Origin of the sequence: Nocardia africana NBRC 100379, assembly GCF_001612635.1 — a bacterium.
In the GTDB taxonomy this organism is placed as follows: Bacteria; Actinomycetota; Actinomycetes; order Mycobacteriales; family Mycobacteriaceae; genus Nocardia; species Nocardia africana.
On the sequence record NZ_BDAV01000005.1, the window covers coordinates 513,931 to 529,519 of the forward strand.

Genomic DNA, 15,589 nt, shown 5'->3' on the forward strand with positions numbered 1-15,589 from the left:
GTAGCTTTCCAGTAACCGGAAGTTGCGCCTCCGTTTACGTTGTGTTATCGATCTTCAGTGTTGATCGACCACGAGACGAGGCCAGTTCCCTCGTCGTCGTTATCCGGGGGTGGGAAAAAGCCCCGAGCGGCGGCCACCGCGGCATTCCTCGCCGCGGTGGCCCTGCTCACCATCGCCCAGGTGTGGGCATCGGCCCACGGTGCCCTCGGGCCCTTTCGTAGTCTCCTCGCCGATTACGCGGCCGATCCGCGGTCGGCGTTCGTCTCCTGGGCGGGGCTGGGCCTCGCCTGCGTCGGCGTACCCGCGCGCATCCGGGTCGTCGGCCTCGCCTCGGCGGCGGTGCTGGACCTGCTGGTGCTCGGCGTACAGGCCGTGTGCGGCTGGCACCTGTCGATCGGAACCGGACCCACGCTGGTCCTGACCGCGCTGGTGCTGACCGTCGTTCGGTGGCGTGGCAGGCGACGGCGCATCGCCCTGCGCGCCATCGCATTCGGTGTGTTGCTGATCATGGCGTCGAAACTCGCCGACACCTGGCTGCTGGTGAGCATTTCCGCCGGTCCCCGCGTGCTGGACCAATACGTGCAGTATGCCGACCGGGCACTGGGAGATCCGGCGTGGGTGGTCGGCAACATGCTCGACGCCGCGGGCCCGATCCCGTCGGCCGTGTTGCACGCGGTGTACATCCAATTGCCGGCGGCGGCCGTGGTGGTCGCGGTGTGGCAGCTGCGCCACGTGACGACGAAGCGGTGGCCGCGGCACAACCTGCTGCGCACGTTCCTGGCCCTGGGCATTGTCGGGCCGCTCGTCTACGTGCTGTTTCCGGTGGTCGGCCCGGTCTTCGCCTACGGTCCGCTGGGCCACGGCCTGCAGATCGGGGACTGGCCGCATACGGTGCCGGCGATATCCGGTACCCCGGCGCCGATGCTCTTCGATTCCGGCACCGCGCGCAACTGCATGCCGTCGATGCATACCGCTTGGGCCACAGCACTGTTCGTTCATTCCCGCTCCGGGCCGCGATGGTTGCGCTGGGGCGGGGCGGTGTGGCTGGTGTGCACACTGCTGGCGACGCTCGGGTTCGGCTACCACTACGGCTGCGATCTCGTGGCGGGTGCGGTCCTGAGCCTGACCGTGGAATCCGCACTGCGCGAACCCGATCGCGGCTGGGACGGACACCGAATCCGGATGGTGACGCTCGGTGCCGGGGTTTTCGCGGGGCTGCTGCTGTCCTATCGTTTCCTCGCGGAGACCATGGCCGCCCATCCCCTGCCGTCCGGACTCGCCGTCCTGGCCGCACTGGCCGCCGTGATCTCCCTCTTCTATACGACGTGGTTCGCCGCGCCCGAGCGCCGAACGGCGAACATCGAAAGGTCGGTCTCAGCTTCATGATCACGGTGCGGACGGAGCGGCGCCAGCTGCTCCGCCACCAGCATTCGGACGACACCGGATATTTCCCCCGCATTCCGATCGTGATCGGACTCGCGCTCTCGGTGCCGGCCGCCCTGCTCATCTCGGCGCTGCACGGTTTCCTCGATCTCCAGGTCTATCGGGTCGACACCCTGGCCTGGTTGCACCGCGGCGCACTGTACGGTCCGCCGCTGCCGGTGGCCGGCCACACCGACCTGCCGTTCACCTATCCCCCGTCGGCGGCTGTACTGATGGCGCCGCTGGCCGTGATGCCGCTCTGGCTGGCGGAGATCGCGGTGACGGCCAGTTCGCTGGCCTGTCTGTGGGTGACGATCCGGCTGGTGCTCTCCCGGGTCCGGCCCGATCTGAACCCGCGGTCGACAGCGATCCTGGCCACCCCGGTCGTCCTCGCGACGGCGGCGCTCGAGCCGGTGCACACGACACTGTGGTTCGGGCAGATCAACATCATTCTCATGGCCGCGGTCGCGCTGGACTGTCTGACGGAGAAGCCGCGCTGGCCCCGCGGCGTGCTGATCGGCATCGCCGCCGTCACGAAACTGACTCCGGCGGCCTTCGTGCTGTATCTGCTGATCCGCCGGGACTGGAAAGCGGCGGGAACGGCGGCGGCGACCGCGGCGGGGGTGGTGCTCGCCGGGTTCGTGCTATTCCCGCGGACGTCCACGCAGTACTGGCTGCACGCGATCGTCGAGACCGGGCGCATCGGCGCGCCCTACTACGCCGGCAACCAGTCCCTCAAGGGCATGGTTTATCGACTCGGTCTGCCGGAATCCACGGCCGTAGCGCTATGGCTCGGTGTGGGGCTCGCCGTCGTCGCCGCCGGCGCGGTCGCGATGTATCTGCTCCTGCGCGCCGAGCGCACCGCCGGCACCGGCCCGATCGCAACCGGCCATACCCCCGCGATCACGAAACTCTCGGTCGCCGCCCTGCTCGTGAATGCCGCAGTGCTGCTGCTGGTTTCGCCGGTGTCGTGGACTCATCACTGGGTGTGGGTGGCGCCCGCACTGGTGACCGCCGCCCTGTGGTCCACGAGCAGATCCGCGGCCGCGGTGGCCGGCGCGATCGCCGTCGTCACCGCGCCGTTCCTGCTCGGCCAGGTGCTGGTGCCGGGCGGTGGCGACCGGGAGCTCGACTGGAATTGGTGGCAGCACCTGCTGGGCAATACCTACGTCCTGGTCGCCGTCGCGCTGCTCGGACTCGCGCTCACGCGACTGCTGCGGCGTCGCGCCCCAGCGCTACCGGCGACTCAGTCCGGCTGACAGGTGGGGCACCAGAACAGGTTTCGCCCCTCGAGCACGGCATGGGCGACGGTGGTCCCGCAGATCCGGCAGGGCTCCCCGGCGCGGCGATAGACGTAGGTGCGTGGCTTGCCGACCGCGTAGGACGGCGCGCCGCGGTCGTGTTCGGGGCGCACCACCACGATGGCGCCCCGACGCACGCCGACCTTCATCAACGCGACCAGATCCGCCCACAGCGCGTCCCACTCCCCGGCCGTGATCGCGCGGCCGGGGCGTCGCGGTGAAATGCCGTGCCGGAAGAGCACTTCCGCGCGGTAGACATTGCCCACACCCGCCACCACCGACTGATCCATCAGCAGCGCCGCGATCGACCGGTTGGAGCGGCGGATCCGCTGCGAAGCCCGATCCGGATCGGCATCGCGCCGCAGTGGGTCCGGCCCGAGCCGGGCGGTGAGGACGTCGACTTCCGGTCCGTGCAGGACCTCGCACGCGGTCGGCCCGCGCAGGTCGGTCCCGTACAGCGTGGTCGCCGACCTACCCGCGCCGATCATCCGCATCCGCACCTGGCCGACCGGATCGCTCAGTGGCGCCGGCGATTCGGTGAAGGTGCCGTAGAGACCGAGATGCACATGGACGACCAGGCCCGAATCGTAGTGGTGCAGAAGGTGCTTACCCCACGCCTCGGCCTTGGTCAGCGTGGCCCCGTCGACCAGGGCGGCACCGTCGGCGAAGCGCCCCTGCGGGCTGGATACCCGCACGGCACCGCCGGCGAAGCGCTGCTGATGCAGCTTCGCCAGGCGATGCAGCGTATGTCCCTCAGGCATCGGCCGAATTCCGTTCCGCTCGGACCGACCCACACCCGGCCGGACGGGCCGGGCGGTGTGGCCCGGCCCGCTCGATGTCTGCTAGCTCTGCACCGCCGGCGGCTGACCGGTCTTCTCGTATTCGGCGATGATGTCGATGCGGCGCTGATGCCGCGCCTCGTCCGACCACGGCGTCGCCAGGAAGGCATCGATGATGGCGAAGGCCTCCTCGGTGCTGTGCATCCGGCCACCGATGCCCATGAGCTGCGCATTGTTGTGCTCACGAGCCAGTTTCGCGGTCTCCACGCTCCAGGCCAGCGCACAGCGCGCGCCCGGCACCTTGTTCGCGGCGATCTGCTCGCCGTTGCCGCTGCCACCGAACACGATGCCGAGGCTGCCCGGGTCGGCGACGACGCGACGGGCGGCGTCGATGCAGAAGGCCGGATAGTCGTCGACGGCGTCGTACTCGTGGGCTCCGCAGTCGACCACGTCGTGACCGGCCTGCGTCAGATGATCCTTCACTTGGTTCTTCAACTCGAAGCCGGCATGGTCGGCACCCAGGTATACGCGCATGGCTGAGATTCTGTCAGGTGGGTGGTTTCGCTCCACATGGGGTCGTTTCCCGATCCTCTATAGAGTTCAGCCCATGCAGTCCGAAGATCAGTGGGCCGATCAGACACCACAGCAAGGGCGCGGACCGGGGTGGAATCCGGTGACCGGTACGGCGGGGTGGGATCCTCGGCTGGGGCCGCCGGGATGGGGTCCGCAGCAACCGTTTACGCCGCCGCACGTCCCGCCGTACCAACCGACGCGCGGACTGTCCCCCTGGGGCATGCCGGCTCGGCACAGCTGGGAGATCCCCCTGCTGATCGTGGTGATCCTGGTCACCGTCACCGGATATCTGATCGCGCTGCTGTCCCTGCTCGTCGGCGCGGTGAACTATTACGTCCTGCTGGTGATCCTCGCGCCGCTGCTGCTGTGGTTCGGCCGCGGCACCAACTATTCGATGCAGCGGCTCAATGCCGTGAAGATGTCGCCCACCCAATTTCCGGAGGGATACCGGATGGTGGTCGAGGCCGCCGCGCGCTTCGGCATGGCGACCGTCCCCGATGCCTACGTGCTACTGGGCAACGGGCAGATCAACGCCTTCGCCTCGGGACACGGATTCCGCCGCTACGTGGTCGTTTACAGCGACCTGTTCGAGATCGGCGGTCAGGCCCGTGACCCCGACGCGCTGGCCTTCATCATCGGCCACGAGGTCGGCCACATCGCCGCCGGCCACGTGTCGTACTGGCGCCAGCTGGGCATGTTCCTCGTGCCGTTCCTGCCGATCATCGGCAACTCGCTGATTCGCGCGCAGGAGTACACCGCCGACAATCACGGCTTCTGCAACCGCCATATCGGCGCACCCGGCGCGATGAAAACCCTTGCGGGCGGCAAATATCTGAATTCGCTGGTCGATTTCGACGAGATGGCCGACCGCGCACCTCAGGACAAGGGCTTCTTCGTCTGGATGGTCAACGCCATGTCCTCGCATCCGGTGCTGACCTGGCGGATGTGGGCGCTGCGCGACCGCAGCCGGCACGGGCGGATGTTCCTGCGGCCGAGCGGTCCGCCGCCGCCGCGAATGACGGCGACGCCTCCGCAGTACCCGTCACCGGCGGCCCCGCCGCAGCCGGTGCCACCGGCCGGGCCACCCGTCCACACGGGCAGCTACCCCGGATACGGCGAGATTCCGGGGCTGCCGCCGCGGTAACCCCACGCCCGGCACGGGGCGCTTCGCCCCGTGCCGGCGATGCACTAGTCGAACTGCGGGTCCTCGGTGCGGGTCCGCTTGAGCTCGAAGAAGTGCGGGTAGGACGCCAGCGCGACCGCCCCGTCCCACACCTTCCCCGCCTCCTCGCCGCGCGGGATCCGCGACAGCACCGGGCCGAAGAAGGCGGTGTCGTTGATGTGGATGGTCGGCGTGCCGACGTCCGGCCCGACCTTGTCCATGCCGGCGTGGTGGCTCCTGCGCAGCGCCTCGTCGTAGTCGGTGCTGGTGGCGGCCTCGGCCAGTTCGGCCGGCAGCCCCACCTCGGCGAGAGCGTCGGCGACGACCGCGGCCAGGGTTTCGGCCTGGTTCTCGCGCTCGTACTCCTCCCGGCGATTGTGGATGCGCGTGCCCATCGCGGTGTACAGCGGCGAGAGCACCTTCTCCCCGTGCTGCTCGGCCGCGGCGATGGCCACCCGGACCGGGCCCCACGCCGATTTCATCATCTCGACGTAGCGCTCGGGGAGGTCCTCACGGCCCTCGTTGAGCACGGCCAGGCTCATCACGTGGAAGTGCGTGTCGATATCGCGGACCTTCTCGACCTCCAGAATCCAGCGCGAGGTGATCCAGCACCACGGGCACAGCGGATCGAACCAGAAATCGACGCGGTCCCTGGAACCGGCGGTGGTCGTCTGATCGCTCACATTTCGTCCCTTCGAAGAAGCAGTGGGGAGGCCGCACGCCACCCGCCCTCAGCATTGGTCAACGCCGCGAAGTTGGCGATATTTCCCGATCGCCGCGGGATCGCACAGTAGGGTCGGATGCGACCCTGGTTGCCCGCTGCCCGGAGGTTTTCCCCCATGCCCACAGATTCCAGGTTCGTCATCGTCGGTGGCGGTCTGGCCGCCGCGAAGCTGGCGGAGTCGTTGCGCGACAACGACTTCGACGGCAACATCACGTTGATCGGCGAGGAGGCGCAGCTACCCTACGAGCGGCCGCCGCTGTCGAAGGAACATCTGCTCGGCAAGAAGTCGCTCGCCGATTTCACGGTGCACACCGAGCAGTGGTATCGCGATCACGATGTCGAACTGCTGCTCGGCACCACCGTCACGGCCATCGACCGCTCGTCGAAAACCGTTGCGCTGCCGGACGGTTCGACCCGGCCCTACGACAAACTCGCCCTGGCGACCGGATCGCGCTCGCGCCGGTTGCCGATTCCCGGCGCCGACGCCGAAGGCGTGCACATGTTGCGCACGATCGGACAGTCCGATGCGCTGATCTCCCTGTTCGGCTCGGCGCGGCGGCTGGTCGTCATCGGCGCGGGCTGGATCGGCCTGGAGGTTACCGCGGCCGCGCGCACCGCCGGTCTCGACGTCACCGTCCTAGAGGTCGGCGCGGTCCCGTTGCAGGCCGCGCTCGGCGAGGAGATGGGCGCGGTCTTCGGTGAACTGCACCGCGCGCACGGCGTCGATCTGCGCTGTGGCGTGAAGGCCGCCGAAATCGTGACCGCCGACGGCAAGGCCACCGGAGTCCGGCTCGCCGACGACACGATCGTGGACGCCGACGCGGTGCTGATCGCGGTCGGCGCCCGGCCGAATGTCGAACTGGCCGCCGACGCCGGCCTCGCGGTCGAGGGCGGCGTGCTCGTGGACGAGAGCCTGGCCAGCAGCGATCCGGATATCGTCGCGGTGGGCGATATCGCCGACCAGCAGCATCCGGTCCTCGGGCAGCGGGTGCGGGTCGAACACTGGGCCACGGCGCTCAACCAACCGGCCGTCGCGGCGCTGACGATGCTCGACCGGCCCGCGACCTACGACCGGCTGCCCTACTTCTTCACCGACCAGTACGACCTCGGCATGGAGTACACCGGCTTCGTCGCACCGGGCGCGACCACGTCCGTGGTGGTGCGCGGCGACACCGGCAGCCGCGAATTCGTCGCGTTCTGGCTGGACCAGGGCAATCGCGTGCTGGCGGGAATGAACGTCAACGTCTGGGACGTCACCGATCGGATCAAGGAACTGATCCTCGGTGGCGAACCGGTGAATCCGGACGCGCTCGCCGATACGAGCACCGATTTGTGACCACAGTCACAGTAGAGGTAGGTCGAGGAGCCGCGGCCGGCTCCGACCCGATCGTGAGCGCGCCGCGGTGGCGCGCCGGCGAGCCGAGGAGATCACCGTGAAGTACATGCTGCTCAAGACCTACCGCCCCGCCGCGCACTGCGATACTCCGATCGGCGAATGGCCGCCGGAGGACATCGCGGCCCATATCGAATTCCAGCGGGCGCTGGGTGCGGCACTGCGGGAATCGGGTGAGCTGGTCGACGCACAGGGACTGGCGTTTCCGGATCAGGCGCGCATCGTCAGCGCCGACGGGCGGTCCGCGCCGGTCATCACCGACGGCCCGTTCCCGGAGACCAAGGAATTTCTGGCGGGCTACTGGATCGTCGATGTGGACAGCGCCGACCGGGCGCTGGAGATTGCAGCGCAGGCCTCGGCCGCACCGGGCCCGGGCGGTGCCCCGATCGGTGAGTACATCGAAGTGCGCGCGGTGATGGACGCTCCGGCGACCGACGCCTGATCCGCCGCGCCATGACCGGATCACAGTTACCGGCCGTCCCGGTCGGGCGGCCTTCGGAGCGCGACGAACGGCGCGACGACTCCGCACGGGAGGTCGCGCTGCTCCTGCGTGAGGTCGCGCCGCTCGTGCTGGGCGTTCTGGTGCGTCGCTACGGCGATTTCGACGCGGCCGAGGACGCGGTGCAGGAGGCGATGCTCGCAGCGGTCACCCAGTGGCCGGACAAGGGCTATCCGGACAATCCGCGGGCATGGCTGCTCCAGGTCGCGCAGCGGCGACTGATCGACTCGGTGCGTTCGGAGATCGCACGCCGCTCTCGCGAGACGACGGCGGCCCTGCAGGACGTGCCGCCTGCCGACACCGATTCGTCCGACGACACGGTGACGTTGTTGTTGCTGTGCTGCCACCCCGCGTTGTCTCCGGCCAGCGCGATCGCGGTGACGCTGCGCGCGGTGGGCGGCCTCACCACCGAGGAGATCGCCCGGGCCTTCCTGCTGCCGGAAACGACCATGGCGCAGCGCATTTCACGGGCGAAGAAACGGCTCGCCGCACTGCCACGCCCGTTCGCCGAGTCCACTGGGGCCCCGCACGATTGGGGTCCGCGGCTCGGGCCGGTCCTGCACGTGCTGTACGTGATGTTCACCGAGGGGCATACCGCGACCGGCGGCTCGCGGTTGTACCGCACCGATCTGGCGGCGGAGGCGATCCGGTTGACCCGCAAGGTCCACCGGCTGCTGCCGGAGGACCCGGAGGTCACGGCGCTGCTCGCGCTGATGCTGCTCACCGACGCGCGCCGCGCGGCACGCCTGGGCCCGAGCGGTGAGTTGATTCCGCTGGCCGAACAGGACCGCACCCGCTGGGATCGGGAACGCGCCCGGGAGGGAATGCGGCTGGCGACGGCGGCGGTCGAGACCGGGCTCGGCGGCCCCTACCGTGTCCAGGCCGCGATCGCCGCACTGCATGCCCGGGCGCCGAGCGTTGAAGAGACCGACTGGGAGCGAATCCTCCTGCTGTACAACGTCTTCGAGCGGCTGTCGGACAATCCGATGGTGAGCCTGAATCGCGCCGTGGCGGTGGCCATGGTGCACGGGCCCGACGCCGGGCTGGAGTCGGCCAACGCGCTGGCGGACCGCCTGCGCGGCAACCAGCGACTCGAGGCGGTGCGGGGACACCTGTACGAGATGGCGGGCAACCGCCCGGCGGCGATCGAGTCCTATACGGCAGCGGCTCACCTGACCACGAGTACGCCCGAGCGCGACTACCTCATGCTGCGCGCGGCGACGCTGCGCGCCTCGTAGCCGATCTCAGGACCAGGTGTTGCCGGTGATGCGCTGATAGGCGTCCATGTACTTCTCGCGGGTGACGGCCACGACCTCGGCGGGAATCTCCGGGCCGGGCGGCTCCTTGTCCCAGCCGGTGGAGGTCGCCCAATCGCGGACGAACTGCTTGTCGAACGAGCGCTGCGCCCGGCCGGGCTCCCATTCGTCGGCCGGCCAGAACCGCGACGAGTCCGAGGTCAGGACCTCGTCACCGAGGGTGAGAACATCACCGTCCCAGCCGAATTCGACCTTGGTGTCGGCGATGATCACCCCGCGCCCCGCGGCGTGCTCGGCGCCGCGGGTGTAGATCCGCAGGGTCAGGTCGCGCAGCTTCTCGGCGACCTCGCGACCCTCCTGATTCACCACATCGTCGAACGTGATCGGCTCGTCGTGTCCGGCGGACGCCTTGGTGGTCGGAGTGAAGATCGGCTCGGGAAGTTTGTCTCCCTCGCGCAGCCCGGCGGGCAGCGCCACCCCGGAGACCGCACCGGTGCGGCGGTACTCCTGCAGGCCGGAGCCGACCAGATAGCCGCGGGCGATGCACTCCACCTGGACCATCTTCAGCGGCCGCACGCGCACCGCGCGCCCGGCGAATTCGTCCGGCACGTCGGTGGTCGAGAGCACATGGTTGGGCACATCGGAGAAGTAGTCGAACCACCAGTTCGACAACTGGGTGAGCAACGCGCCCTTGTCCGGAATCGGCGTCGGCAGCACCACGTCGTAGACCGAGACCCGATCGGAGGCGACCAGAATCAGCGATTCCCCGTCCTCGTAGAGATCGCGCACCTTACCGGCGTGGATGTGCTTCACCGGCCCTCCTCGCTTCGCTGTCCGCCGCACACGAACGCCCAGCCTACCGAGCGCCGCGACGAGCCCCGACGCTCGGTGGCGTGGCGCGCGGCGTTTCCTCCTGCACGGGGTGCGGATGCACGGTCGGCCCAGCCCTACGGGCGCAGACGTGGCATTCTGGGCACCGTCAGCGACTGCATCCGCAGCGTGGTTCACACGACCGGTCCGAGCGAAGGAGTCTCCTTGTCTGCACCGAACCTCACCCGCGACCAAGCCATCGCGCGGGCCGCGACGATCAGTGTGGAGAACTATCGCGTCGAACTCGACCTCACCGGGCAGCCGACCGGTCCCGCGGCCACCGCCGGCGAGACGTTCTTCTCGCGCTCCACCGTCACGTTCACCGCCACCCCGGGCGCGCAGACCTTCATCGATATCGTCGCCGCCGGTGTTCGTTCGGCCGTTCTCAACGGCACCGAACTCGACATCTCCGGCTACGACGAGTCCGAGGGCCTCACCCTCACCGATCTGGCCGAGAACAACGTCCTGGTGGTCGAGGCCGACTGCGTGTACTCGCACACGGGTGAGGGGCTGCACCGCTTCGTCGACCCCACCGACGACAAGGTCTATCTGTACTCGCAGTTCGAAACCGCCGACGCCAAGCGGATGTTCGCCTGCTTCGACCAGCCCGACCTCAAGGCGACCTACGACATGACGGTCACCGCTCCCGCCGACTGGGAGGTGATCTCCAACGGCGCCGCGACCGCCACCCGCACCGTCGGCGAGGTGGTCGAGCACACCTTCGCCACCACGCCGCGGATGAGCACCTATCTGGTCGCGCTGATCGCCGGGCCGTACGCCAAGTGGATCGACGTGTACACCGACGATCAGTCCACGATCCCGCTCGGCATCTACTGCCGCGCCTCGCTCGCCGAATTCATGGACGCGGAAAGGCTTTTCACCGAAACCAAACAGGGCTTCGCGTTCTACCACCGCAATTTCGGTGTCCCCTACGTGTTCGGGAAATACGATCAGCTGTTCGTTCCCGAGTTCAACGCCGGCGCGATGGAGAACGCCGGCGCGGTGACCTTCCTCGAGGACTACGTCTTCCGGTCCAAGGTCACCCGGGCCTCCTACGAGCGTCGCGCCGAGACCGTGCTGCACGAGATGGCGCATATGTGGTTCGGCGATCTCGTCACCATGAAGTGGTGGGACGATCTGTGGCTGAACGAATCGTTCGCCACCTTCGCCTCGGTCCTGTGCCAGGCCGAGGCCACCGAATACACCGGCGCCTGGACGACTTTCGCCAATGTGGAGAAGTCGTGGGCGTACCGGCAGGATCAGCTGCCCTCCACTCATCCCATCGCCGCCGACATCCCGGATCTGGCGGCCGTGGAGGTCAACTTCGACGGCATCACCTACGCCAAGGGCGCCTCGGTGCTCAAGCAGCTGGTGGCCTACGTGGGGCTGGAGCCGTTCCTGGCCGGGCTGCGGGACTACTTCGCCGCGCACGCCTTCGGCAACGCCACCTTCGACGATCTGGTCGGTGCGCTCGAAAAGTCCTCCGGGCGTGACCTTTCCGACTGGGGCGCCCAGTGGCTCAAGACCACCGGCCTCAATACGCTGCGTCCCGACTTCGAGGTCGACGCCGACGGGAAGTTCACCCGATTCGCGGTCGTGCAGGGCGGCGCCGAACCCGGCGCCGGCGAGCATCGCGTCCATCGCCTGGCCATCGGCGTCTACGATGACCGCGACGGAAAACTGGTGCGCACCAAGCGGGTCGAACTCGATCTCGACGCCGCCGAGCGGACCGAGGTCGCCGAGCTGGTGGGCGTCGAGCGCGGCCGGCTGGTGCTGGTGAACGACGACGACCTGACCTACTGCTCGCTGCGGCTGGATCCGCAGTCGCTGGACACCGTGGTCGCCCGCATCGCCGATATCGCCGAATCCCTGCCTCGCACGCTGTGCTGGTCGGCGGCGTGGGAGATGACGCGGCAGGCGGAGATGCGAGCGCGGGATTTCGTGGCGCTGGTCCAGCGCGGGATCGGCGCCGAAACCGAAATCGGTGTGGTGCAACGACTTCTGATGCAGGCGCAGACCGCCTTGGCGAGCTACGCCGATCCCGAATGGGCCGATCAGACCGGATGGCCCGCCTTCGCCGACCGGCTCCTGGAACTGGCCCGCGCGGCCGAACCGGGTTCGGACCATCAGCTGGCCTTCGTCAACGCCCTCACCGCCGCGCGCCTGTCGCCGTGGCACAGCGAGGTGCTGGGCACGCTGCTGCTGGATTCCGATCCGGCCGCGGTCGAACTGCCCGGGCTCGCGGTGGACACCGATCTGCGCTGGCGGATCGTGCAGGCGCTGGCCGCCGCCGGACAGCTCGATGCCGAGAGCACCGACACCCCGGTCATCGACGCCGAGCTCGAGCGTGACCCCACCGCCGCCGGACGGCGCCAGGCGGCCGCGGCCGCCACCGCCCGGCCTCAGGCCGAGGTCAAGGAGAAGGCGTGGCGCACAGTAATGGACGACGACACCGTCCCGAACATCACCGCCCGCGCGATCGTCGGCGGCTTCGCGCCGATCGGACAGGGCGAGTTGCTCGCATCGTACGTGCAGCGCTACTTCGACGAGATCGCCTCGGTGTGGGAGCGCCGCTCCAGCGAGGTCGCGCAGACCGTCGTGGTCGGCCTCTACCCACACTGGGCCATCAGCGAGGAAGCCGTGGCCGTGGCCGACAAGTTCCTGGCCGATGAACACCCGCCGGCCCTGCGCCGCTTGGTGATCGAGGGTAAAGCGGGAATCGAACGCTCACTGCGCGCCCGCGCCGCCGACATCGCCTGAGCCGGGTCGGCCGTGGTGGCGCTAGTGGCCACCACGGCCCGCGCCCGCGCTGCTGTGGGCAGATCTGCTGACAGCAGCATGACGGGCTCGAGTCGTGTCCGCTGGGGCACGGTGGGCGTATGGCTCACGACGACAACAAGGTTCCGTTGTTCAGTTGGCGGTCCCGGGAGCAACTGCTCAGCCGCCGCATCCTCGTCCTCGACGGCGGGCTCGACGACGACAACGGCACCCTGCTCACGACCCAGTTGCTCACCCTCGCGGCCGAAGACCCCGACGCCGACATCTCACTGTGGATTCACTCCCCCGGCGGATCGGTGCCGTCGATGCTCGCGATTCGCGACGTGATGCGGCTGGTGCCGTGCCGGGTATCCACGCTGGCACTCGGATTGGCTTGCAGCGCAGGGCAATTCCTGCTCTCGGCCGGAACTCGTGGCCGGCGATACGCGCTGCCGCACGCCCGCATCCTCATGCATCAGGGGTCGGCGGGCATCGGCGGTAGCGCGGGCGAGGTCGAGGTACAGGCCGACGATCTGCGCCACACGGTGAACACCGTGCTCGGACTCATCGCCGAGGACACCGGGCAGCCGTTCGACCGCATCTACGAGGACTCACTGCACGACCGCTGGTTCACCGCGACCGAGGCACAGGAGTACGGCTTCATCGACCACATCGTCGACTCCTTCGACCAGGTCATCCCGCAACGCCAGCGCATCGGCATGTCGGCCGGAAAAGCATAGGGGCACATCGTGACCAGCTACACCATTCCCAATGTCATTGCGCAGCACCCTCGCGGCGAGCGGATCATGGACGTCTACTCGCACCTGCTCACCGAGCGGATCGTCTACCTCGGCACGCCGATCGATTCCGGGGTGGCGAATGCGCTGATCGCGCAGCTGCTGCATCTGGATGCCGAAAGCGCGGGCCACGAGATCAACCTCTACATCAACTGCGAGGGCGGCGATCTGTCGGCGATGCTGGCGATCTACGACACCATGCAGCACATATCGTCGCCGGTGGCGACCACCTGCGTCGGCCAGGCCATCGCGGTCGGCGCGGTGCTGCTGGCCGGCGGCGCGGCGGGCCGGCGGGCGATGCTGCCCCATGCGCGCGCCGTCCTGCATCAGCCGGCGACCCGCGGACAGGGCGCGATCCCCGATCTCATCATCCAGGCCGACGAACTCGTCCGGATGCGCGCCGAAATCGAGACCATCCTGTCCCGCCACACCGGTCAGGACGTCGCGACGCTACGCCACGACACCGATCGCGACCGGGTGTTCACCGCGCAGGCAGCGGTGGAATACGGATTGGCCGACACCATCCTCGGCACCCGGACCTGATCGGATCACGGTGAGCGCTCGCCGATCGCGACGAGCGCTCGCCCTGCGCGGCAGGTCCTCGCCCGTCGCGACGGGCACCTCAGGCGGCGCGGGCGAGCATGGTGCGGCCGGCCGGCGGACGGGCGGCCAGCGGCCGGACCGGTGCGAGGCGCGTGGCGCGCAGCAGGTCGGCGGCGATCTCGGCGGTCAGTTCGCCCAATGTGGTGCCGAGCGCGCCGGCCAGGGCGGCGATCATCTCGCTCGAAGGCTCTTTGCGTCCGCGTTCGATCTCGGACAGATACTGCGGTGAAATCCCGGCCCGGCCCGCTGTTTCGGTCAGCGTCTCGCCGTGGTCGCGGCGCAGTTCGCGCAGCCGTTCACCGAGCACCTCACGCCACAGCGGTTCCCGGGCGGCGGGCGATTCCCGAGGCCGGTCGGGGCGCGACGGCACCGAACGCAGCCCGTCTCGCGGCGGTCGAGGAGCGGATCCGGCCGGCGTCGCGGACTCTGCCGCGCTGTCCGCACCGGTCGAGGACACGGACTCGAGGTCACGTCCGCCGGGGATCGAATGCAATTGCGGATACTCGGCCATGTGGTGAGCCTACGGCCGCCGCTGGGCCGGACGAGCTCGCTTACGCTCACAGCGTATTTCGGGTCGTCCGCAGACAGCCGCACCCCTCCCCGGCTGTTCCGGGAAGGGGTGCGTGGCCCTGATGCGAACCGGCGCGAGCGTGCCGATCAGTGCGGACGAATCAGCTCGGGCGGCCGATCGCGGACGCCATCACGCGGACGGCGGAGACGAGACCGTCGATGAGCTGTCCCTGCCGCAGCGACGCGAGCGCCGCGGTGACGCCGAGCTGGCAGATCCGGTCGTTCACGCGGTCGGCGACATCGCGACCGGAACGAACCTCGACCGCCTTCTCGTTGGGCGAGACGGCGATGAGCACCGACCGTGCCGCCTCGGGGGTCGACGGGAACACCGCGTCGGCGCCGGCGGCGGCATCCGCGCCCAGATCGCCGATGTAGATGTTGAACCGGACCTTGGTGCTGCGGGTCGCCTCGGTGAGGGTGTTGTCCATCAGCAGCCGTTCACGGTCGTTGAACGGCGCTTCCTTGAACACGTCACCGGCTTCGTGCACGCCGGATACCCGGCCGCTGGGAGTGATGGCGTACCCGTGCGGCAGGGTGGACGGGTCCACCGCGGGCCAATTAGAAGTTGCCACTTGCCCGGCCTCCGATCAGATCTGCCCCGGTGGATTCGATGGCCGCATGATGCCCATGCGACGACTCGGCGACACCGTGACCGAACGCGGTCACCTCGTCGGTCGCGCTCCACAGCACCGGCTCCGCGGTCCACTTCTTCCCGAGGTCGTAGTGGACCGGCTTCTCGCCGGGCAGCGGTTTGCCGAGGAACGACAGTCCGGCGATCACCGCGTAGATCACCAGCGGGATGCCGAGAAAGATCAGCACTGTTTCGAGAATGCTCACAGATCAACGGTAGACGATCGTGGTTTGCCGGTCCGCGCCGAGCCGC

The 15,589-nt window shown here is 68.8% G+C and carries 16 protein-coding genes; 9 read left to right on the plus strand and 7 right to left on the minus strand.

The window, feature by feature from the left end:
* Nucleotides 1-57 precede the first annotated feature (57 nt).
* Nucleotides 58-1,386: a phosphatase PAP2 family protein gene (locus NA3_RS07595; RefSeq protein ID WP_062962782.1), complete on the plus strand. Its 1,329-nt coding sequence runs from the start codon at nucleotides 58-60 to the stop codon at nucleotides 1,384-1,386.
* Nucleotides 1,383-2,681 (plus strand): glycosyltransferase family 87 protein, encoded by a 1,299-nt coding sequence (locus NA3_RS07600; protein WP_084491307.1) that lies wholly within the window; start codon nucleotides 1,383-1,385, stop codon nucleotides 2,679-2,681. Before NA3_RS07595 ends, NA3_RS07600 begins: the two co-directional genes overlap by 4 nt.
* Here the strand turns inward: NA3_RS07600 and NA3_RS07605 are convergent.
* Nucleotides 2,669-3,484, minus strand: coding sequence for an Fpg/Nei family DNA glycosylase (locus NA3_RS07605; RefSeq protein WP_062962783.1), 816 nt, complete (start codon nucleotides 3,482-3,484; stop codon nucleotides 2,669-2,671). The genes NA3_RS07600 and NA3_RS07605 overlap by 13 nt on opposite strands.
* 81 nt (nucleotides 3,485-3,565) lie before the next feature.
* Nucleotides 3,566-4,036, minus strand: coding sequence for a ribose-5-phosphate isomerase (locus tag NA3_RS07610; RefSeq protein ID WP_062962784.1), 471 nt, complete (start codon nucleotides 4,034-4,036; stop codon nucleotides 3,566-3,568).
* Nucleotides 4,037-4,109: 73 nt separating this feature from the next.
* Between NA3_RS07610 and NA3_RS07615 the strand changes: the two genes are divergently transcribed.
* Nucleotides 4,110-5,219 (plus strand): M48 family metallopeptidase, encoded by a 1,110-nt coding sequence (locus NA3_RS07615; protein ID WP_084491309.1) that lies wholly within the window; start codon nucleotides 4,110-4,112, stop codon nucleotides 5,217-5,219.
* A gap of 44 nt (nucleotides 5,220-5,263) precedes the next feature.
* Here the strand turns inward: NA3_RS07615 and NA3_RS07620 are convergent, their stop codons facing one another.
* A complete protein-coding gene (locus NA3_RS07620) occupies nucleotides 5,264-5,920 on the minus strand; it encodes a mycothiol-dependent nitroreductase Rv2466c family protein (RefSeq protein WP_062962785.1) in 657 nt (218 codons plus the stop codon).
* Nucleotides 5,921-6,076: 156 nt separating this feature from the next.
* Between NA3_RS07620 and NA3_RS07625 the strand changes: the two genes are divergently transcribed.
* From NA3_RS07625 to NA3_RS07635, 3 genes are all read left to right on the plus strand, one after another.
* Nucleotides 6,077-7,297: an NAD(P)/FAD-dependent oxidoreductase gene (locus tag NA3_RS07625; RefSeq protein WP_062962786.1), complete on the plus strand. Its 1,221-nt coding sequence runs from the start codon at nucleotides 6,077-6,079 to the stop codon at nucleotides 7,295-7,297.
* 97 nt (nucleotides 7,298-7,394) lie between these two features.
* Nucleotides 7,395-7,796, plus strand: coding sequence for a YciI family protein (locus NA3_RS07630; RefSeq protein ID WP_174561055.1), 402 nt, complete (start codon nucleotides 7,395-7,397; stop codon nucleotides 7,794-7,796).
* A gap of 11 nt (nucleotides 7,797-7,807) precedes the next feature.
* A complete protein-coding gene (locus tag NA3_RS07635) occupies nucleotides 7,808-9,091 on the plus strand; it encodes an RNA polymerase sigma factor (RefSeq protein WP_084491313.1) in 1,284 nt (427 codons plus the stop codon).
* Between the two features lie 6 nt (nucleotides 9,092-9,097).
* Here NA3_RS07635 and NA3_RS07640 read toward each other — a convergent pair whose 3' ends face one another.
* Nucleotides 9,098-9,922, minus strand: coding sequence for a phosphoribosylaminoimidazolesuccinocarboxamide synthase (locus NA3_RS07640; protein WP_062962787.1), 825 nt, complete (start codon nucleotides 9,920-9,922; stop codon nucleotides 9,098-9,100).
* A 222-nt stretch (nucleotides 9,923-10,144) separates the two neighbouring features.
* Here NA3_RS07640 and pepN point away from each other — a divergent pair, with 222 nt between their 5' ends.
* The 3 genes from pepN (at nucleotide 10,145) to NA3_RS07655 (ending at nucleotide 14,076) form a co-directional block, all read left to right on the plus strand.
* Nucleotides 10,145-12,739 carry an aminopeptidase N gene (pepN, locus tag NA3_RS07645; RefSeq protein ID WP_062962788.1) on the plus strand — a complete coding sequence of 865 codons (2,595 nt, stop codon included), beginning with the start codon at nucleotides 10,145-10,147 and terminating at the stop codon, nucleotides 12,737-12,739.
* Nucleotides 12,740-12,858: 119 nt separating this feature from the next.
* Nucleotides 12,859-13,476 (plus strand): ClpP family protease, encoded by a 618-nt coding sequence (locus NA3_RS07650; protein WP_062962789.1) that lies wholly within the window; start codon nucleotides 12,859-12,861, stop codon nucleotides 13,474-13,476.
* A 9-nt stretch (nucleotides 13,477-13,485) separates the two neighbouring features.
* Nucleotides 13,486-14,076 (plus strand): ClpP family protease, encoded by a 591-nt coding sequence (locus NA3_RS07655; RefSeq protein ID WP_062962790.1) that lies wholly within the window; start codon nucleotides 13,486-13,488, stop codon nucleotides 14,074-14,076.
* A gap of 79 nt (nucleotides 14,077-14,155) precedes the next feature.
* On the opposite strand, the gene NA3_RS07660 is transcribed toward NA3_RS07655, so the two are convergent.
* From NA3_RS07660 to ctaJ, 3 genes are all read right to left on the minus strand, one after another.
* Nucleotides 14,156-14,647, minus strand: a complete 492-nt coding sequence (locus NA3_RS07660; protein ID WP_084491315.1) for a helix-turn-helix domain-containing protein — start codon at nucleotides 14,645-14,647, stop codon at nucleotides 14,156-14,158.
* A 160-nt stretch (nucleotides 14,648-14,807) separates the two neighbouring features.
* A complete protein-coding gene (locus NA3_RS07665; RefSeq protein ID WP_062962791.1) occupies nucleotides 14,808-15,278 on the minus strand; it encodes a DUF5130 family protein in 471 nt (156 codons plus the stop codon).
* Nucleotides 15,265-15,543: an aa3-type cytochrome oxidase subunit CtaJ gene (gene ctaJ / locus NA3_RS07670; protein ID WP_030512693.1), complete on the minus strand. Its 279-nt coding sequence runs from the start codon at nucleotides 15,541-15,543 to the stop codon at nucleotides 15,265-15,267. The genes NA3_RS07665 and ctaJ overlap by 14 nt, the downstream gene beginning before the upstream one ends.
* Nucleotides 15,544-15,589: the final 46 nt, after the last annotated feature.